The organism is Pseudonocardia sp. WMMC193, assembly GCF_021728735.1.
GTDB lineage: Bacteria > Actinomycetota > Actinomycetes > Mycobacteriales > Pseudonocardiaceae > Pseudonocardia > Pseudonocardia oroxyli.
This window is the reverse complement of record NZ_JAKKDO010000003.1, coordinates 2,975,271-2,993,927: the sequence shown is the minus strand read 5'-3', so window position 1 is coordinate 2,993,927 and position 18,657 is coordinate 2,975,271. Positions and strand designations below refer to the sequence as shown.

Sequence of the window (18,657 nt, the reverse complement as noted above, 5' to 3'; positions counted from 1 at the left end):
TCCCGCGGAGGCGACATGACGATCGTGTTCGGGCTGGTCCTCGGGATGCTCAGCGCCGCGGCGCTGCTGACCGTCGCCCGGCTGCTCAAGGGGCCCGGCACCCTGGACCGGATCGCCGCGCTGGACGTGTTCGTGGTGATCATCGTGGCGGCCTCGGCGGTGTACATCGCCATCTACCGGGACGGGTCCACGGTGCCGCTGATCGCGGCCGTGGCGCTCGTCGGGTTCGTCGGGTCCGCGACCGCGGCCCGGCTCGTCGAGCGGTGGGAGCGGCACCGGTGATCGGCTCATGATCAGAGACATCGTCTCCAGCGTGTTCCTGCTGGGCGGGGCCCTGTTCTGCCTGCTCGGCGCGATCGGGCTGGTCCGGCTGCCGGACCTGCCCGCCCGGCTGCAGGCCGCGACCAAACCGCAGACGCTCGGGCTGCTGTTCGTCCTGATCGGCACCGCCGTGCGGCTGGAGTTCGAGAACGCGGCCACGCTCGTGCTGGTCATCCTGTTCCAGGCGGTGACCGCGCCGGTGATCTCCCAGATCGTCGCCCGGTCGGCCTACCGGACGGGTGCCGTGGACACCGACCTGCTGGTGATCGACGAGCTGACCGCGCGCGTGGCGGAACAGGACGGCGGGGCCGACCGTCGCGCACAGTAGAGTCCGGACGTGGCTGTGTACGCACTCGGTGACGCCGAGCCAGACATCCATCCGACGGCCTACGTGCATCCGGACGCCGTCGTCATCGGGAACGTGACGCTCGGGGCCGAGGCGTCGGTCTGGCCGACCGCCGTGCTCCGGGGGGACGACGGGTACATCACCGTCGGCGCGCGGACGAGCATCCAGGACGGCTCGATCATCCACACCACGGCGCACCAGCCCACGCTGATCGGCGACCGGGTCACCGTGGGGCACAACGTCCACATCGAGGCCGCGGACATCTCCGACGACGCGCTGATCTCGTCCGGCTCCGTGGTGCTCAACGGGTCCACGGTGGGGGAGGGCGCGATCGTCGCCGCGGGCGCGGTCGTGTCGCCGGGCTTCGCGGTCCCGGCCCACCGGATGGCGGTCGGGGTCCCGGCGCGCCTGCGGGAGGGCTACGAGGTCCCGGAGGGGCGCTTCGCCTACGCGGTCGAGTCCTACGTGCAGCGGGGGAAGCGGTTCCGCGCCGAGCTGCGGAGGCTGTCCTGATGGCGGCGAAGCCGTTGGCCGAGGTCGTCGAGGAGGGCTGGGCCCGCGCGCTCGAGCCCGTCGCCCCCGTCGTCGCGCAGATGGGGGAGTTCCTGCGGCAGGAGATCGCCGCGGGCCGGCGGTACCTCCCGTCCGGCGCGAACGTGCTGCGGGCCTTCCAACAGCCCTTCGACGACGTGCGGGTCCTGATCGTCGGCCAGGACCCCTACCCGACGCCGGGGCACGCCGTCGGGCTGTCGTTCTCGGTGTCGCCGCAGACCCGCCCGATCCCGCGCTCGCTGGCGAACATCTACCGGGAGTACTCCGAGGACCTCGGCTACCCGACGCCGTCGACCGGGGACCTCACCCCCTGGACCGAGCAGGGTGTGCTGCTGCTCAACAGGTGCCTGACCGTGGAGCCGGGCTCGCCGGGCTCGCACCGGGACAAGGGCTGGGAGGCGGTCACCGAGCAGGCGATCCGCGCGCTCGTGGAGCGGGACGCCGATCCCATGGTCGCCATCCTCTGGGGCCGGGACGCGCGCAATCTCGCCCCGCTGCTGGTCGACGTCCCGATCATCGAGTCCGCGCACCCGTCGCCGATGTCCGCGGACCGCGGCTTCTTCGGCTCCCGTCCGTTCTCCCGCGCGAACGACCTCCTCGAGGAGATCGGCGGCGAGCCCGTCGACTGGAAGCTGCCGTAGGGTTGGCCCGTGGACGGGGGCAACCTGCGTATTTCGGACGCTGACCGCGAGGCCGCCGCGCAGCGGCTGCACACCGCGATGGCGGAGGGGCGGATCACGCTCGACGAGCTCGAGGAGCGGTTGACCGTCGTCTACGCGGCCAAGACGTTCGCGGACCTCGAGCCCCCGCTGGCGGACCTGCCGGGCGCCGCCGTCGCGCCGTCGGTGGCGGTGCCCGCCCGCAAGGAGTCGGTGCACCTCAACACCGAGATGGGCTCGATCAAGCGCACCGGCGCGTGGGCCGTGCCGCGGCAGCTGAGGCTGACCACGAGCATGGGCTCGATCCACCTCGACCTCACCGAGACCCAGGTCCCCGCCGACCTGCAGGTGGACGTGTCGACCGGCATGGGCTCGGTCACGCTGGTCCTGCCGCCGGGCGGCTCCGCGGACGTGGACGGCGTGAAGACCTCCTGGGGCTCGGTCTCGACGAAGGTCCCCCACACCCCCACCGGTCGCGGCCCGCACCTGGTGGTCACCGGCAGCGCCGGGATGGGCTCGCTGACGATCCGCTACGCCCGCAAGGGCCTCAAGGAGTGGTTCACCTAGGGCACACCCCGGCCGAGATGAACCTGAGGGCGATTCGAGCAGGGTCGGCATCGCCCTCAGGTTCATCTCGGCATGAGAAAGGGCGGCCTCCCTCGGGAGACCGCCCTCACTGTGCAGCGCTGAGCTCAGGCGCGCGTGACCTTGCCCGCCTTGAGGCAGGAGGTGCACACGTTCTGGCGGACCTTGTTCCCGCCGGCGTTCAGCGAACGCACGGTCTGGATGTTCGGGTTCCAGCGACGGTTGGTACGGCGGTGCGAGTGCGAGACGGACATGCCGAAGCCCGGACCCTTGCCGCAGACGTCGCAGACGGCAGCCACGTCGGACACTCCTCGGGTTAGACGGATGAGACAGGCCCGGCGTCGAGCCGGGCACGTGTCGTCCAGGGTAATCGACGGGCTCCGGCGCCCGGTAACTAGGGTGGGTCCCGTGCCCACCACGCTCGACCACGCCCTCCTCCGGCGCTGGGCCGAGGCCGCCGTCGCGGGCCTGGAGGCACGCCGCGCCGAGCTCGACGGGATCAACGTCTTCCCCGTCGCCGACGCCGACACCGGCACGAACATGCTGCTCACCATGCAGGCGGCGCTCGCCGCGTTCGACCCGGCCGAGCCGGGCCCGTCGCTGGCCCGCGGCGCGCTCCGCGGCGCGCGCGGCAACTCCGGGACCCTGCTGTCGCAGGTCCTGCGGGGGATCGCGGAGGAGGCGGAGCTGGGCGCGGGGCTGCGCCGCGCGCTCACACACGCCACCGCCGCCGTGGCGGAGCCGCGTGCGGGCACGATCCTCAGCGTCCTCGAGGCCGCCGCCGAGGCGGGGGACGACCCGCGGGCGGTCGCCGACGCCGCGCACGTCGCCGTCGGGCGGACCACCGGGCAGCTCGCCGAGCTGAGCCGCGCCGGTGTGGTGGACGCGGGCGGGCTCGGGGTGGCCGTGGTGCTGGACGCGCTGGTCACCGCCAGCTCCGGGGAGGCGCCGGTCCGGGAGCCGGCCCGCGTGGTGCGCCCGCGGGCCGCGCTGACGACCGAGCGCGAGACGGGCTCGGCGGAGTACGACCACGAGGTCATGTACCTGCTCGACCGCACGAGCGAGGAGGCCGTCACCCGGCTGCGGACCGTGCTGGCGGCACTCGGCGACTCCGTCGTCGTGGTCGGGGACGGCACCGGCACGTGGAACGTGCACGTGCACTGCTCGGACGTCGGCGCCGCGATCGAGGCCGGTGTCGAGGCGGGCCGGCCGCACCGGATCACAGTGCTGCGCTTCGACTCCGCCACCGCGCGCTTCCGCCGACCCCGCGCCGTGCTGTTGGTGGTGAGCGGCCCGGACGTCGCGGGGCTGGTGCGCGCGGCGGGCGCGGACGTCCTGGAGGCCAGGACCGGGCACACCGTCACCGGTCGGCAGCTGCTGGCGGCGGTCGAGGAGACCGGCGCCGCGCACGTCACGGTCATGACCTGCGACGCGACCCTGTTCGGCCTGGCCGCGCGGGTCGCCGCCGAGGCGCGGGACGCGGGCCGGGAGGTGGTCGTCGTGCCGACGACGTCCGTGCCGCAGGGCCTCGCCGCGCTCGCCGTGCACGACCTGGACCGCAACGCGGCGGACGACGTCGTCGCCATGGCGGAGGCCGCCGCGGGCACGCGCACCGGCGCCCTGGTCGTCGCCGAGGCGGAGGCGCTGACCTGGGTGGGGCGCTGCGCCCCCGGTGAGGTGCTGGGGATGAGCGAGGGCGAGGTCGTGCTGATCGCCCCCGACCTGAGTGTCGGTGCCCTGTGGTTGGCTCACCGCATGCTGACGGCCGGGGGAGAGCTGGTGACCGCGTTGCTGGGGGCGGATGCGCCCGCCGACCTGGGCGAGCGTCTGGAGGAGGACCTGCGGCGGACCCACCCCGAGGTGGACGTCGTGGTGTACCGGGGCGGGCAGGTGGACTTCCCGTTGGTGGTGGGGGTCGAGTGAAGGTCGATCTGGACACGCGGCTGGTGGACGTCCTGGGCGCCACGACCGCGAAGGCGCTGGGCGGCAAGCTGGAGCTGCACACCGTCGGCGACCTGGTGCGGCACTACCCGCGCCGGTACGTCGAGCGGGGGAAGCTCTCGGACATCGCGGGCCTGGCGGTGGGCGACCACGTCACGGTGATCGCGACCGTGGCGTCGGCCACCACCCGGAAGATGCAGAACCGGCGCGGCACGCTGATGAACGCCACGATCCGGGACGCGAAGGGCGCCGAGATCGCCTGCACGTTCTTCAACGCCTACAAGGTGCAGGGGATCATCAAGGTCGGCGCCACGCTGATGTTCTCCGGCACGGTGTCGGTCTACCGGCGCGGCCGGACCTCGCAGCTGCAGCTCACCCACCCCGAGTTCGAGGAGCTGGAGGAGGACTCGGCGGACCGCCCCTTCATCTCGATCTACCCGGCCACCAAGGGCGTCCCCTCGAGCGCCATCGCGCGGTCGGTGCGGCAGGTCCTCGCGGTGCTGGACGACCCGACCGACCCGCTGCCGCGCGAGCTGCGCGAGGAGCACGGGCTCGCCCCGCTCGGCTCGGCGCTGCGCCGGATCCACGTGCCGCAGTCCGAGGCCGAGCGGCACGCGGCGAAGGCCCGGCTGGTGTGGGACGAGGCGTTCGGCGTGCAGCTGGCCCTGTCCCTGCAGCGGGAGCGGTCGCTGCAGCGGCCCGCCGCGCCCTCGCCGCGGATCGCGGGCGGGCTGCGCGAGGCGTTCGACGCCCGGCTGCCGTTCACACTGACCCCCGGCCAGATCGCCGTCGGGGACGAGATCGCCGCGGACCTGGCCCGGCCGCTGCCGATGAACCGGCTCGTCCAGGGAGACGTGGGCGCGGGCAAGACCATCGTGGCGCTGCGGGCGATGCTGCAGGTCGTCGACTCGGGGCGCCAGGCCGCGATGCTGGCGCCCACCGAGGTGCTGGCGACCCAGCACGCCCGGTCGCTGCGGAGCATGCTCGGGCCGCTGGGCATCGAGGGCGAGCTGGGCGCGGCGGACGGCGCCACCCGGGTCACCCTGCTCACCGGGTCGATGTCCACGGCCGAGCGGCGCAAGGCGCTGCTGGACATCCAGTCCGGGGCCGCGGGGATCGTCGTCGGCACGCACGCGATCATCGAGGACACCGTGGGGTTCGCGGAGCTGGGCCTGGTCGTGGTCGACGAGCAGCACCGCTTCGGCGTGGAGCAGCGGGACAAGCTGCGCGGCCGCGGCGAACGCACCCCGCACCTGCTGGTCATGACGGCCACGCCGATCCCGCGCACCGTCGCCATGACCGTCTACGGCGACCTGGAGATCTCCGCGCTCACCGAGCTGCCCAAGGGGCGCTCCCCGATCAAGACCACCGTGGTGCCCGCGGGGGAGAAGCCCTCCTGGCTGGAGCGGGTGTGGACGCGGATCCGCGAGGAGGTCGCGGGCGGGCACCAGTGCTACGTCGTGTTCCCGCGGGTGGGTGGGGAGTACGCGACCGCGAAGAAGAAGTCCGCGTCCGCTCCGGAGGACGAGGAGGAGCCGGATCTCGACGACGACGGGGGCGAGGAGCGCCGCCCCCCGCTCGCGGTGGAGGACGTGGCCCCGCAGCTCGCCGAGGGGCCGCTCGCCGGGCTGAGCGTCGGGATCCTGCACGGCAAGCTGTCCGCGGAGGAGAAGGAGCTCCGCATGCGGGCCTTCGACGCGGGCGAGACGGACGTGCTGATGGCCACGACCGTGATCGAGGTCGGCGTGGACGTCCCGAACGCCACCGGCATGATCATCATGGATGCGGACCGGTTCGGGCTCTCTCAGCTCCACCAGCTGCGCGGGCGCGTCGGGCGCGGCTCGGCGCCGGGGGTGTGCCTGCTGGTCACGGACATGCCCGCGGGCACCACCGCCCGGGAGCGCCTGGACGCGATCGCCTCCACGACCGACGGGTTCGAGCTGGCCCGGCTGGACCTGGAGATGCGCCGCGAGGGGGACATCCTGGGCTCGCAGCAGTCCGGCACCCGCTCGGGCCTGAAGCTGCTGTCCCTGCTCCGCCACGAGCAGGTGATCAGCGAGACCCGTCTGGTCGCCGCCCGTCTGGTCGCCGCGGACCCCGGCCTCGCCCACCACCCCGACCTGCGCGCCCTGGTCACCGAGACCGTCGGAGACGAGGCCGCCGCGGCCTACCTCGACAAGGTCTGACCCGCGGGGTCAGGCGGAGAGGTGGCCCCGGCCGTCGTTCTCCAGGGCGGCGACGGCCTGTTTCGGCAGGTGCAGGACGCCTGCGCGTTCGAGCTTGGCCAGCTCCGAGCGGGCCATCGCGTAGGCGGCGTGGCGTTCGGCGTCGTTGTCGGAGTCCCGCGCGGTGGTGAGGAGCTTGATCGCCCGCTCCACCGACGACCGCTCCGTCGACGACAGGGTGGAGTGCCGGATGCGTTCGGCGGCGTCCTGCGCCGCCTCCCAGGCCCGCACGGCGCGATCGACCGCGGCCACGAAGGCCTCGGCGTGCCCGCGGTCCGCGGGGCGGGTGTCGGTGTCCAGCGCCTGGGCCTCGGCGAAGGCCTCGACGAACCGGCCGGTGCTGGGCACCGAGACGTCCGCGAGGGCGGGCAGGCGCAGCACCGCCATCGCGTCGCACTCGAACGCCGTGTACTCGACCCGCAGCGCGTCGAACCGCTCGCGGGCCCGCTCCCACGGGGGTGCCGCGGCGCGCGGGGCCGCGGCGGCCGGTGGGGGGCCGACCCGACGCCGTCCGGCCCGCTGGGCGGTGATCGCGATGACGGCGAGCAGGAACAGCGGGGAGATCGAGACGGCCGCGAAGGCGGTGAACGCCGCCGCGCTGCCCAGCGCCCCGACGATCAGCACGATCAACGGCAGCGCGATCCACGGCGAGGGCACCGCCATGCCCGGCCGCAGCGGCGGGCCCGCGTGGTAGCGCCCCCGCGGGGCGGCCGCCCGCCGGACGCGCCGGGCCGTCCGCTCCCCGGGGGAGAACCCGCCGCCCCACCGGTCGGCTCCGCGGGCTCCGCCGCGGCGAGTGCCCGGTCCGAAACCGCCCGGGTGGTGCGGACGCCGTGTCATCTCTCCTTGGTACCCCAGGATGGTGGTCGACGGCATCGGCCGAGGTGGGGAATGCCCGCAGATCTCAGGACGATCTCAGGGTGCGCAGTGCGCACCTCACGGTTTCACCACGCGGATCAGCGGTCGACCGCCCTCGGGTGGGCTGTCTAGTCTCACCGAGTCCCCGGCGCCGTCGCGGGGAGACGTCAGCGTCCGACGGAACGAGGAGCCGGATGTTCTCGAAAGTCCTGGTGGCCAACCGTGGTGAGATCGCCATCCGCGCGTTCCGTGCCGCGTTCGAGCTCGGCGTGTCGACGGTGGCGGTGTTCCCCTACGAGGACCGCAACTCGCTGCACCGCGCGAAGGCGGACGAGTCCTACCTGATCGGCGAGCGCGGCCACCCCGTCCGCGCGTACCTGTCGGTGGACGAGGTCATCAAGGCCGCGCAGAAGGCGGGCGCGGACGCCGTCTACCCCGGCTACGGCTTCATGTCCGAGAACCCGGACCTCGCGGCGGCGTGCGCGGAGGCGGGGATCACGTTCGTCGGCCCGCCCGCGGACGTCCTGCACCTCACGGGCAACAAGTCCCGCGCCGTGGCCGCCGCCCGCGAGGCCGGGGTACCGGTGCTGGCCTCCTCGGCCCCCTCGACGGACGTCGACGCGCTGGTGGCGGCGGCGGAGGAGATCGGCTTCCCGATCTTCGTCAAGGCCGTGGCGGGCGGCGGCGGGCGCGGCATGCGCCGCGTCCAGGCGCCCGAGGACCTGCGGGACGCGATCGAGGCGGCCTCGCGCGAGGCGGAGTCGGCGTTCGGCGACGGGACGGTGTTCCTCGAGCAGGCCGTGGTGAACCCGCGGCACATCGAGGTGCAGATCCTGGCGGACGCCGAGGGCAACGTCGTGCACCTCTACGAGCGGGACTGCTCGGTGCAGCGGCGCCACCAGAAGGTGGTGGAGATCGCGCCCGCCCCGAACCTCGACCCGGAGCGGCGGGACCGGATCTGTGCGGACGCCGTGAACTTCGCCCGGCGGATCGGCTACCGGAACGCGGGCACCGTCGAGTTCCTCGTCGACGAGCGCGGCAACCACGTCTTCATCGAGATGAACCCGCGCATCCAGGTGGAGCACACCGTCACCGAGCAGGTCACCGACCGGGACCTGGTGATCGCGCAGCTGCGCATCGCCTCCGGCATGACGCTGCCGGAGCTGCGGCTGACCCAGGAGGAGATCGTCCTGTCCGGGGCGGCCCTGCAGTGCCGGATCACCACCGAGGACCCGGCGAACGGCTTCCGCCCGGACACCGGCGTCATCTCCGCCTACCGGACCCCCGGCGGCCCCGGCGTGCGGCTCGACGGCGGCACCGTGCACGCGGGCGCCGAGGTCTCCGCGCACTTCGACTCGATGCTGGTCAAGCTGACCTGCAACGGCCACGACTTCGCCAACGCCGCCCGCCGCGCCCGGCGCGCCATCGCGGAGTTCCGGATCCGCGGCATCGCGACCAACCTGCCCTTCCTCGCCGCGGTGCTCGACGACCCGGACTTCCAGGCGGGCGGGGTCACCACCAGCTTCATCGAGGAGCGCCCGCAGCTGCTCAAGGCCAAGCCGCCCGCCGACCGCGGGTCGCGGATCCTGCAGTTCCTGGCCAACACCACGGTGAACCAGCCGAACGGGCCGCGGCCCGAGGTCGTCGAGCCGGTCGACAAGCTGCCCCCGGTGGACCTGGGCGCGGCCCCGCCCGCCGGGTCGGCCCAGCTGCTCGCCGAGGTGGGCCCCGAGGAGTTCGCCCGACGGCTGCGGGCCCAGACCGGCGTGGCGGTCACCGACACCACCTTCCGGGACGCCCACCAGTCCCTGCTCGCCACCCGGATCCGGACGAAGGACCTGGTGGCGGTGGCGCCGTACGTCGCGCGGCTCGCCCCGCAGCTGCTCAGCCTGGAGTGCTGGGGCGGTGCCACCTACGACGTCGCGCTGCGGTTCCTCGCCGAGGACCCGTGGGAGCGGCTGGCCGCGATCAAGGCCGCAGCGCCGAACATCTGCACCCAGATGCTGCTGCGCGGGCGCAACACCGTGGGCTACACGCCGTACCCGACCGAGGTGACGGACGCGTTCGTCGCCGAGGCCGCGGCCACCGGCATGGACGTCTTCCGGATCTTCGACGCGCTCAACGACGTCTCCCAGATGCGCCCGGCCATCGACGCCGTGCGGGCCACCGGGACGGCCGTCGCGGAGGTCGCGCTCTGCTACACCGCGGACCTGTCCGACCCGGCCGAGCAGCTCTACACCCTCGACTACTACCTGCACCTCGCGGAGGAGATCGTCGAGGCGGGCGCGCACGTGCTGGCCATCAAGGACATGGCCGGGCTGCTGCGCCCGCCCGCCGCGCGCAGGCTGGTCACGGCGCTGCGCGAGCGCTTCGACCTGCCCGTGCACCTGCACACCCACGACACCGCGGGCGGCCAGCTCGCCACCCTGCTCGCCGCGATCGACGCCGGCGTGGACGCCGTCGACGGGGCCGTGGCCTCCATGGCGGGCACGACCTCGCAGCCGTCGCTGTCGGCGCTGGTGGCGGCCACCGACCACAGCGAGCGGGAGACCGGGCTGTCCCTGCAGGCCGTATCGGACCTGGAGCCGTACTGGGAGGCGGTGCGCAAGGTCTACGCGCCGTTCGAGTCCGGGCTCGCCTCGCCGACCGGCCGGGTCTACCACCACGAGATCCCCGGCGGGCAGCTGTCCAACCTGCGCCAGCAGGCCATCGCGCTGGGGCTGGGGGACCGGTTCGAGCTGATCGAGGACTGCTACGCCGCGGCCGACCGGATGCTGGGCCGCCTGGTGAAGGTCACGCCGTCGTCGAAGGTGGTGGGCGACCTGGCCCTGCACCTGGTCGGCGCGGGGGTGACCGCGGCGGACTTCGAGTCCGACCCGGGCAAGTTCGACGTCCCGGACTCCGTGATCGGCTTCCTGCGCGGCGAGCTCGGCACCCCGCCCGGCGGATGGCCGGAGCCCTTCCGCACCCGCGCGCTCGAGGGCCGCTCCCCGGAGGCCGCACAGCCCGACCTGACGATCGACGACCGCCGGGGGCTGCGGGACGACCGCCGCCGCACCCTCAACCGGCTGCTCTTCCCGGGCCCGACGCGGGAGTTCGAGGCGCACCGCGAGTCCTACGGCGACACCAGCGTGCTGTCGTCCAAGGACTTCTTCTACGGCCTGGAGCCGGACCTCGAGCACACGGTGACCCTCGAGCGGGGCGTCACGCTGCTGATCGAGCTGGAGGCCGTCTCCGAGGCCGACGAGCGCGGGTACCGCAGCGTCGTGACGACGATGAACGGGCAGCTGCGGCCCGTGTCCGTGCGGGACGAGTCGGTGCAGACCGAGGTCAAGGCCGCCGAGAAGGCCGACCGCGGCAACGACCGCCACGTCGCGGCGCCCTTCGGCGGGGTGGTGACCCTGCAGGTCGAGGAGGGCGACCCGGTGTCCGCAGGCCAGACCGTCGCGACCATCGAGGCGATGAAGATGGAGGCGAGCATCTCCGCCCAGCGCGGCGGCATCGTCGCGCGCCTGGCCATCGGCCAGGTGCAGCAGGTGGAGGGCGGCGACCTGCTCCTCGAGCTCGGCTAGCGCCCCGTGAGTGGTAAGTAGTGCCCCAGCACCACTTCCCACTCACGAGCGCCGGAGGCGCGGTTTGACCAGGATCATCGCCGGACAGGCCGGGGGGCGGCGGCTCACGGTGCCGTCCGAGGGCACCCGGCCGACGTCGGACCGGGTGCGGGAGGCGTTGTTCTCCGCGCTGGAGCACGACCCGGGGCTGTCCGGCGCCCACGTGCTCGACCTCTGCGCCGGGACCGGGGCCCTCGGGCTCGAGGCGCTGTCGCGGGGGGCCGCGTCCGCGACGTTCGTCGAGATGGACCGGCGGGCGGTGGGGGTCCTGCGGAAGAACCTCGCCGTCGTCGGGCTCGGGGGAGACGTGCGCTACGGGCCCGCGGGGACGGTGCTGGCGGGCGACCCGCCGCGCCCGCACGATCTCGTGTTCGTCGACCCGCCCTACGCCGAACCGGACTCCGCCATCGCCGGGTGGCTCGCCACGGGGCTGCGGTCGGGGTGGATCGGGGAGGGCACGGTCGTCGTCGAGCGGTCCCGCTCGCGCGAGCCCTTCCCCTGGCCCGCGGGGTATGCGGGGGTGCGTGAGCGACGTTACGGGGACACCGTGATCCACGTCGGCGACTGTTACGGTCCCGGCATGGCTGGTGAGACGCGATGAGGCGGGCCGTCTGCCCCGGATCTTTCGACCCCGTGACGCTGGGCCACCTGGACGTGATCGGCCGGGCCGCGGAGCTGTTCGACGAGGTCGTCGTCGCGGTCCTGATCAACAAGAAGAAGCAGGGCATGTTCGCCGTCGAGGAGCGGATCGCCATGCTGAACGAGGTCACGGCCGACCTCCCGAACGTGCGCGCCGACTCCTTCCACGGCCTGCTCGTGGACTACTGCCGGGCCCACGAGATCAAGGCGATCGTCAAGGGCCTGCGCGCGGTCACCGACTTCGACTACGAGCTCCAGATGGCGCAGATGAACCAGCGGCTGTCCGGTGTCGACACGCTGTTCATGTCCACGAGCCCCGAGTTCAGCTTCGTCTCCAGCTCGCTGGTCAAGGAGGTCGCCACGTACGGGGGTGACGTGGCCCACCTCCTGCCGCCGTCCGTACACCGGCAGCTCGTGGAGCGCATCGCGGAGCGCGCGTAATCCCCCCGATCGGAACTTGACACGCCCTGCGTGCGGCCAATACGGGGAACCCGGCTGCGCCGGTGAGAGGATCGGCCGCGTGTACAGGGTCTTCGAGTCGCTCGACGCGCTGGTGACGGTGGTGGAGGAGGCGCGCGGCGTCCCCATGACCTCCAACTGCGTGGTCCCCCGCGGCGACGTGCTCGACCTGCTCGACGACGTCCGCGAGGCGATCCCGGCCGAGCTCGACGACGCCCAGGACGTCCTGGACCGCCGCGACGAGATCGTCGGTGAGGCCGAGCGCGAGGCCGAGGAGACCCGGACGGCGGCGACCACCGAGTCCGACGAGCTGCTCGCCGACGCCCGCGCCGAGGCCGAGCGGCTCGTGAGCGAGGCCCGCGAGGAGGCCGAGCGCACGTTGGCCGAGGCCCGCCACCAGGCCGACACCATGATCGCGGACGGCAGGCAGGAGTACGAGGAGGTCACCGCGCGCGCCCGGCACGACGCGGACCGCCATGTCGAGGCCGGCCGCGCCGCGCACGACCGCTTCGTCGCCGAGGGGCAGCAGGAACAGGCCCGCCTGGTCTCCCAGACCGAGGTCGTGCGCGCCGCCCACGCCCAGTCCGCGCAGATCATCGACACCGCCGAGGGCGAGGCGGACCGCCTGCGCCAGGAGTGCGACGGCTACGTCGACGCCAAGCTCGCGGAGTTCGAGGACACCCTCACCAAGGCCCTGACCACGGTCAGCCGGGGCCGCAGCAGGCTATGGAAGGGCGGTTCCCCGAACGGCACCCCCGCCCCCGCGATGTACGGCCGCACGGGCACGGGGATGGACCTGATCGACTGAGCCTCGCGGCGTCCCGCGCGTCACATGATCCACGGCTCGGGCGCGAGACGGTCGATTTCCGACCGCTCCGCACCCGACGAGTGGATCATCGCTCGATGCGCCACCTGTTGCCAGTCGATCACTATTCGGTCAACCGGAGCAGAACTGGCGGGCGCTCGGGCTAGTCTTCGCCGCCATGCAGCCCCGGCACGAGCCCGATCCGGAGACCTGGTGGGAGCGGTACGGCCATCGGCTGCAGGGCGAGCCGGTGGGGCCCGTCGCCGGATCCCCGGGGGAGACCGTGTCCGAGAGTGCCGAAGCGCCGCCCGCCCCGTTCGACGCCGACGCGCTCCTGCGTACCCGCGGACCCGTCCCGGACCGCGGGTGGCGGCGGTGGCTGCACGGCGTCACGCTCGGGCGGGTCGACCCCGGGCCGAGCCCGGCGCAGCTTGCGGCGCAGGAGCGCCTGAAGCGGGTCCGCAGCCACCTCGCGGGGACCCACCGGGTCGCCGTGACCAGCATCAAGGGCGGCGTCGGCAAGACGACGGTGACCGCCTGCCTCGGGCTCGCGCTGGCCGAGCACCGCGGCGACCGGATCCTCGCTCTCGACGCCAACCCGGACGCGGGCACCCTCGCCGAGCGACTGACCGGGCACAGCGACCGCACCGTCCGCGACCTGCTGAACGACCTGGACCACGTGGACTCCTGGACCGCCGTCTCGCGCTACACGAGCCTCGCGGGGCGGCTGCAGGTGCTGGCGTCGGAGCAGGACCCGGCGGCGGGGGAGGCCTTCACCCGGGACGAGTACCTGCGCGCCGACGCGGTGCTGGCCCGCTTCTTCAGCGTGATGCTCACCGACTCCGGCACGGGGATGGTCCACTCCGCGATGGCGGGCACGCTCGACCGGGCGGACTCCCTGGTCGTCGTGGGGGCGCCGACGGTCGACGGGGCCGGGCGGGCGAGCAAGACGCTGGACTGGCTGCGCGCGCACGGCCACGGCGAGCTGGCGCGGGAGGCCGTCGTCGTGCTGGTGGGGGCGCCGAGCCGGGAGATCGACGGGGAGGGCCTGCGGGAGCACTTCGCCGCCCGCGTCCGCAGCGTGCTGGAGATCCCGCACGACCCGCACCTCGCGACGGGTGGGCGGATCGACCCGGCCCGGCTGCGGCCCGCCAGCCGGGAGGCGTTCCTGGAGCTGGCCGCGGCCGTCGCCGAACGGTTCCCGGCGCGCGTATCCTCGACGCCGACATGAGCACTCAACCGAATCCCTGGCTCTTCTCCGTCCGCGAGATGGGCCGCCGCCCGGGCATCATGCGCACCGCCACCCGCACCATCGTGGCCCCCGGGGTGGACGACCCCGACGCCGCCATCGGGCTGGTCGGGGTGCTCGCCGTGCCGCCGGGCAGCGACATCGCGCTGGACCTGCGCCTGGAGTCCGTCTCCGAGGGCGTCTACGTGTCCGGCACGGCGTCGGCGCAGCTGACGGGGGAGTGTTCGCGCTGCCTCGACGAGCTGGCCGAGGACGTGGTGGAGCGGATCGAGGAGCTCTTCGCCTACCCGGACTCGCTGACCGAGGAGACGACGGACGCGGACGAGATCCCGCGCGTCGTCGACGACCACGTGGACCTCGAGCAGGCGGTGCGGGACGCGATCGCCATCGACCTGCCCATGGCCCCGCTGTGCAGCGAGGACTGCCCTGGTCTGTGCCCCGAGTGCGGGGAGAGGCGGGCCGATCTCGGGCCCGACCACCGGCATGAGACACTGGATCCTCGGTGGGCCGCTCTGCGTGAGCGCCTTTCCTGAGACAACCCTCGTAGAACAGTAGGAGAACTGCCGTGGCCGTACCCAAGCGCCGGATGTCGCGGTCCAACACGCGCTCTCGCCGGGCGCAGTGGAAGGCCACCGCGCCGTCCCTCGTCGCCTGCAGCAACCGCGCGTGCCGTGAGCCCAAGCTCCAGCACATCGCCTGCCCCGTCTGCGGGCAGTACGACGGCCGCCAGGTCGTCCGCCCCGCCTGAGTCGCACCTGGTGGGCGAGAAGAGCGTCACGGGACCCCGTACCGACCGGGCCCCGTTGTTGTCAGCACTCGGCGTCGAGATCGGCGCCGAGCTGCTCACGCTCGCCCTCACCCACCGCTCGTACGCGTACGAGAACGGTGGCCTGCCGACCAACGAGCGCCTGGAGTTCCTGGGTGACTCGGTGCTCGGCGTGATCGTCACCGAGCGGCTCTACCGCGATCATCCCGATCTCCCCGAGGGACAGCTCGCCAAGCTCCGCGCCAGCGTGGTCAACATGCACGCGCTGGCCGGGGTGGCGGCCACGCTGGCCCTCGGGGAGTTCGTGTACCTGGGCCGGGGTGAGGAGCTCACCGGCGGCCGGGAGAAGTCCAGCATCCTGGCGGACGCCACCGAGGCCATGATCGGTGCGGTCTACCTCCAGCACGGCCTCGAGCCGACCCGAGCGTTGGTGCACCGCCTCTTCGACGGGCTGTTGCAGTCCGCCCCGCTGCTCGGCGCGGGCCTGGACTGGAAGACGAGCCTGCAGGAGCTCACCGCCTCGGAGAACCTCGGCGTGCCGGAGTACCGGATCACCGAGGAGGGCCCGGACCACCTCAAGACGTTCACCGCCACCGCCGTCGTCGGCGGGCGGGACCTGGGGTCCGGGGAGGGGCGCACGAAGAAGGAGGCCGAGCAGAAGGCCGCCGCGCTCGCCTGGCGCACGATCACGGACGAGACCGCCGCGAGTGCCTGAGCTGCCCGAGGTGGAGGTCGTCCGCCGCGGGCTCGCCGACCACGTGCTGCACCGCCCGATCCGCTCGGTCGAGGTGCTGCACCCGCGCGCCGTCCGCAGGCACCTGACCGGGGACTTCGCCGAACGGCTCGTGGGCCGCACGATCACCGCGGCGGGCAGGCGCGGCAAGTACCTCTGGCTCGACGTCGGCCACGACGAGGCGATCATGGCCCACCTCGGCATGTCCGGCCAGATGCTCGTCGCGGCGGCCGACCGGCCCGCCGAGAAGCACCTGCGCATCCGCTTCACGTTCGAGACCGGCCCCGAGCTGCGGTTCGTGGACCAGCGGACCTTCGGCGGGCTGTCGATCCACCCCCTCGTCGACGGGGTGCCCGAGCCCGTCGCGCACATCGGCCGCGATCCCATGGATCCCGAGTTCTCGCTGGACGCCGCGGTGGCCGGGATCCGCAGGCGGCGCACCGAGCTCAAACGGGCCCTGCTGGACCAGACGATCGTCTCCGGCATCGGGAACATCTACGCGGACGAGGCGCTCTGGCGGGCCCGGCTGCACGGCCTGCGGCCCACGGAGAAGCTCACCCGGGCCCAGGGGGTCACGGTGCTCCAGGCCGCCTCCGAGGTGATGCACGAGGCCCTCGACCAGGGCGGGACGAGCTTCGACGCCCTGTACGTCAACGTCAACGGCGCGTCGGGCTACTTCGACCGCTCCCTGAACGTCTACGGCCGGGGCGACCGGGCGTGCCGGCGCTGCGGCACCCCGATCGTGCGGGAGCCCTTCATGAACCGCAGCTCGTACAGCTGCCCGCGCTGTCAGCCGCGGCCGCGCGCAGCAGCCGCACCGCGACGGTGAGCCGCGCGCGGTAGTCCGCACGCGTCTCGACCTGGTGCTTGAGGCCCGCGGACACGCTGATCAGCGTCTGTGCGCGGTCCGGGTCCCCCAGCGCCGCCGTGAGCAGCGCCGCGAACCGGGCGGATGCCTCGACGACCTGCGGCGGGTCGCCCGCCAGGGCCCGCTCCCCCACGGCGTCAAGCGGTGGGCGCTCGACCCGGAGCGGGCCGCGCGGCTCTGGGCCCTGTCCACAGACCTCCTCACCGCGCGCTGAGCCGCGGGTCGGCGACGCGGGCCGCGCGGGCGGATCCCTCCGCTACAGCCACCCACGCTTCTTGAAGATCAGGAACAGCAGCCCGCCGAGCAGCACCATCAGCCCCACGGCGAACGGGTAGCCCCACGCCCAGTGCAGCTCCGGCATCTGGTCGAAGTTCATCCCGTAGATCCCGGCGACCAGCGTCGGGGTGAAGAGGATGGCCGCCCAGGAGGACACCTTCTTCATCTGCTCGTTCTGGTCGTACCCGGCCTCGGTGAGCCGGGTCATCTCGTCGTTCTGTCGCTGCGCGACGAGCGTGGAGTTCACCGTGAGGATGTTCTCCAGCAGGGACCGCAGACCCTCGGTGCGCTCGCGGGCGCGGGTGGCGTGGTCGAAGACGTCCCGGAACAGCCGGTGCAGCTCCAGGTCCGGGTCGTCGCTCTTCTTGGAGAACCGGGCGCGCAGGGCGAGGAAGATCTCGGCCAGCGGCTCCACGGCCCGCTGCAGCTCGATCACCTCGCGGGTGAGCTGGTAGATCCGGCGGGAGACGTGGGGGTCGGCGTCCCAGACCTGGGTCTCGATCTGGTCGACGTCGTCCTGCAGGCCGTCCAGGACGGGCCCGTAGTCGTCGACGACCTTGTCCAGCACCGCGTAGAACACGGCGAACGGGCCGTGGGCCAGCAGATCGGGATCGGCTTCGAGGCGCTTGCGGACGTCCGCGAGGTCCGGCTCGTCGGCGTGCCGCACCGTGATCACGAAGTCCCGGCCGAGGAAGAGATGGATCTCGCCGAGCTCCACGTCCTCGGTCTCGTCGAGGTACCGGGCGGGTCGCAGCACCGCGAACTCGGTGTCGCCGTAGCGCTCGAGCTTGGGCCGCTGGTGCCCGTGCAGGGTGTCCTCCACGGCGAGCCGGTGCAGCCCGAACTCCTGCTCCGCGGCCGTGATGTCCTCGGCGGTGGGGCGGAGCATCCCGATCCAGCAGAACGCGTCCCGGCCCGGACCGCAGGCCCGCAGCGTCTCGACGGTCAGGTCCAGGGAGGCGGGCTCCCGGGTCCGGTGCCCGTCCACGTACACCGCGTTGTCGACGACCGTCATGCGGCGACGATAGCTCTACCTGCCGAAGTCCTGCGTCCAGTAGTCCCCGCTGGGCTCGTACCCCACGCCGATGGTGCGCAGCGAGCAGTTCTCGATGTTGCGGCGGTGGCCGGGGGAGTCGAGCCAGGCCGCCACCACCTCGTCGGCGCTGCGCTGGCCCATCGCGATGTTCTCCGCTCCCGGGTCCGGGTAGCCGGCCGCGCGCAACCGGTCCGCGAAGTCCCGCCCGTCGAGCGAGTCGTGGGCGAAGTAGCCGTGCGCGGCCATGTCCGCGCTGTGGTCCCGGGCGGCGGCGGTGATCCGGGCGTCGCTGGTCAGCGGGTCGCAGCCGGCGCGGGCGCGGGCCTCGTTCGTCAGCGCGACGACGCGGGCGGCGGGTCCCGTCGCCACCGGGATGTCGGTGGTGGGCAGCGCGGCGGTGGTGCGCGGGGGTGGGGTCGTCCCGGTCGGCGCCGCGGGCACCGCGGTGATCGCCTCCGCGACCGGTGCGGCGACCGGGACGGGGGTCGGCAGGACCAGGGGCGCGGTGGTCGGCGGCGGCGCCACCACCCGGATCGACGGCGGCGGGGTCGGCTCGGTCGGCTCGGTCGGCTCTGTCGGCTCTGTCGTCCCTGTCGTCTCGGGGACGCTCTGCCCGGCGAGGGCCACCGACCAGGTCTCCGGCACGACGGCGACCACGCCGAGCCCGGCGAGCACCGCCCCCAGGGCGAGCCCGGCGAGGAGTCTCGGACCCGCTCCGACGATCACGG

21 protein-coding genes are annotated in these 18,657 nt (G+C 73.4%); 17 read left to right on the top strand and 4 right to left on the bottom strand.

All coding sequences use genetic code 11. The features are described 5' to 3' along the window. The first annotated feature begins 15 nt into the window (after nucleotides 1–15). Genes L3X23_RS15615 through L3X23_RS15595 form a run of 5 tightly spaced genes read left to right on the top strand, consistent with a single transcriptional unit; the run spans nucleotide 16 to nucleotide 2,445 of the window. The gene (locus L3X23_RS15615; protein ID WP_237192891.1) at nucleotides 16–282 is read left to right on the top strand and encodes a monovalent cation/H+ antiporter complex subunit F; all 267 of its coding nucleotides are present in this window, start codon (nucleotides 16–18) and stop codon (nucleotides 280–282) included. Between the two features lie 7 nt (nucleotides 283–289). Beyond that, a complete protein-coding gene (gene mnhG / locus L3X23_RS15610) occupies nucleotides 290–649 on the top strand; it encodes a monovalent cation/H(+) antiporter subunit G (RefSeq protein WP_237192890.1) in 360 nt (119 codons plus the stop codon). Between the two features lie 9 nt (nucleotides 650–658). Beyond that, nucleotides 659–1,180 carry a gamma carbonic anhydrase family protein gene (locus L3X23_RS15605; protein ID WP_237192889.1) on the top strand — a complete coding sequence of 174 codons (522 nt, stop codon included), beginning with the start codon at nucleotides 659–661 and terminating at the stop codon, nucleotides 1,178–1,180. Next, on the top strand, nucleotides 1,180–1,860 hold the full coding sequence (locus tag L3X23_RS15600; protein WP_093079680.1) for a uracil-DNA glycosylase: 681 nt from the start codon (nucleotides 1,180–1,182) through the stop codon (nucleotides 1,858–1,860). Before L3X23_RS15605 ends, L3X23_RS15600 begins: the two co-directional genes overlap by 1 nt. A gap of 9 nt (nucleotides 1,861–1,869) precedes the next feature. Continuing rightward, complete coding sequence (locus L3X23_RS15595; RefSeq protein WP_237192888.1) at nucleotides 1,870–2,445, top strand: DUF1707 domain-containing protein; 576 nt, start codon at nucleotides 1,870–1,872, stop codon at nucleotides 2,443–2,445. A gap of 125 nt (nucleotides 2,446–2,570) precedes the next feature. Here the strand turns inward: L3X23_RS15595 and rpmB are convergent, their stop codons facing one another. After that, complete coding sequence (gene rpmB, locus L3X23_RS15590) at nucleotides 2,571–2,762, bottom strand: 50S ribosomal protein L28 (RefSeq protein ID WP_093080087.1); 192 nt, start codon at nucleotides 2,760–2,762, stop codon at nucleotides 2,571–2,573. Between the two features lie 109 nt (nucleotides 2,763–2,871). On the opposite strand from rpmB, the gene L3X23_RS15585 reads away from it, so the two are divergent. Both L3X23_RS15585 and recG read left to right on the top strand, forming a co-directional pair. Beyond that, entirely contained in the window at nucleotides 2,872–4,386 is a 1,515-nt protein-coding gene (locus L3X23_RS15585; RefSeq protein WP_237192887.1) for a DAK2 domain-containing protein, read from the top strand. Beyond that, complete coding sequence (gene recG / locus L3X23_RS15580; protein ID WP_237192886.1) at nucleotides 4,383–6,590, top strand: ATP-dependent DNA helicase RecG; 2,208 nt, start codon at nucleotides 4,383–4,385, stop codon at nucleotides 6,588–6,590. The genes L3X23_RS15585 and recG overlap by 4 nt, the downstream gene beginning before the upstream one ends. A gap of 9 nt (nucleotides 6,591–6,599) precedes the next feature. Here recG and L3X23_RS15575 read toward each other — a convergent pair whose 3' ends face one another. Further along, nucleotides 6,600–7,469, bottom strand: coding sequence for a hypothetical protein (locus tag L3X23_RS15575; RefSeq protein ID WP_237192885.1), 870 nt, complete (start codon nucleotides 7,467–7,469; stop codon nucleotides 6,600–6,602). A 212-nt stretch (nucleotides 7,470–7,681) separates the two neighbouring features. Between L3X23_RS15575 and L3X23_RS15570 the strand changes: the two genes are divergently transcribed. The 10 genes from L3X23_RS15570 to L3X23_RS15525 all read left to right on the top strand — a co-directional run bounded on the left by L3X23_RS15570 (nucleotide 7,682) and on the right by L3X23_RS15525 (nucleotide 16,831). Then, nucleotides 7,682–11,059, top strand: coding sequence for a pyruvate carboxylase (locus L3X23_RS15570; RefSeq protein ID WP_237192884.1), 3,378 nt, complete (start codon nucleotides 7,682–7,684; stop codon nucleotides 11,057–11,059). Between the two features lie 64 nt (nucleotides 11,060–11,123). After that, on the top strand, nucleotides 11,124–11,699 hold the full coding sequence (rsmD, locus tag L3X23_RS15565; RefSeq protein ID WP_237192883.1) for a 16S rRNA (guanine(966)-N(2))-methyltransferase RsmD: 576 nt from the start codon (nucleotides 11,124–11,126) through the stop codon (nucleotides 11,697–11,699). Further along, a complete protein-coding gene (gene coaD, locus L3X23_RS15560) occupies nucleotides 11,696–12,178 on the top strand; it encodes a pantetheine-phosphate adenylyltransferase (protein ID WP_093079654.1) in 483 nt (160 codons plus the stop codon). The genes rsmD and coaD overlap by 4 nt, the downstream gene beginning before the upstream one ends. Before the next feature lie 79 nt (nucleotides 12,179–12,257). After that, complete coding sequence (locus L3X23_RS15555; protein WP_237192882.1) at nucleotides 12,258–13,004, top strand: DivIVA domain-containing protein; 747 nt, start codon at nucleotides 12,258–12,260, stop codon at nucleotides 13,002–13,004. 175 nt (nucleotides 13,005–13,179) lie between these two features. After that, nucleotides 13,180–14,232, top strand: coding sequence for a MinD/ParA family protein (locus L3X23_RS15550; RefSeq protein WP_237192881.1), 1,053 nt, complete (start codon nucleotides 13,180–13,182; stop codon nucleotides 14,230–14,232). After that, entirely contained in the window at nucleotides 14,229–14,783 is a 555-nt protein-coding gene (locus L3X23_RS15545; protein WP_237192880.1) for a DUF177 domain-containing protein, read from the top strand. The genes L3X23_RS15550 and L3X23_RS15545 overlap by 4 nt, the downstream gene beginning before the upstream one ends. A gap of 32 nt (nucleotides 14,784–14,815) precedes the next feature. Beyond that, entirely contained in the window at nucleotides 14,816–14,998 is a 183-nt protein-coding gene (gene rpmF, locus L3X23_RS15540) for a 50S ribosomal protein L32 (RefSeq protein WP_093079637.1), read from the top strand. Nucleotides 14,999–15,008: 10 nt separating this feature from the next. Next, a complete protein-coding gene (gene rnc, locus L3X23_RS15535) occupies nucleotides 15,009–15,731 on the top strand; it encodes a ribonuclease III (RefSeq protein WP_237192879.1) in 723 nt (240 codons plus the stop codon). Beyond that, nucleotides 15,724–16,578 carry a bifunctional DNA-formamidopyrimidine glycosylase/DNA-(apurinic or apyrimidinic site) lyase gene (gene mutM, locus L3X23_RS15530; RefSeq protein WP_237192878.1) on the top strand — a complete coding sequence of 285 codons (855 nt, stop codon included), beginning with the start codon at nucleotides 15,724–15,726 and terminating at the stop codon, nucleotides 16,576–16,578. The genes rnc and mutM overlap by 8 nt, the downstream gene beginning before the upstream one ends. A 34-nt stretch (nucleotides 16,579–16,612) precedes the next feature. Beyond that, nucleotides 16,613–16,831: a hypothetical protein gene (locus L3X23_RS15525; RefSeq protein WP_237192877.1), complete on the top strand. Its 219-nt coding sequence runs from the start codon at nucleotides 16,613–16,615 to the stop codon at nucleotides 16,829–16,831. Between the two features lie 42 nt (nucleotides 16,832–16,873). On the opposite strand, the gene L3X23_RS15520 is transcribed toward L3X23_RS15525, so the two are convergent. Next, the gene (locus L3X23_RS15520; protein WP_237192876.1) at nucleotides 16,874–17,908 is read right to left on the bottom strand and encodes a magnesium and cobalt transport protein CorA; all 1,035 of its coding nucleotides are present in this window, start codon (nucleotides 17,906–17,908) and stop codon (nucleotides 16,874–16,876) included. A 15-nt stretch (nucleotides 17,909–17,923) separates the two neighbouring features. Continuing rightward, complete coding sequence (locus L3X23_RS15515; RefSeq protein ID WP_237192875.1) at nucleotides 17,924–18,655, bottom strand: CAP domain-containing protein; 732 nt, start codon at nucleotides 18,653–18,655, stop codon at nucleotides 17,924–17,926. Nucleotides 18,656–18,657 lie beyond the last annotated feature (2 nt).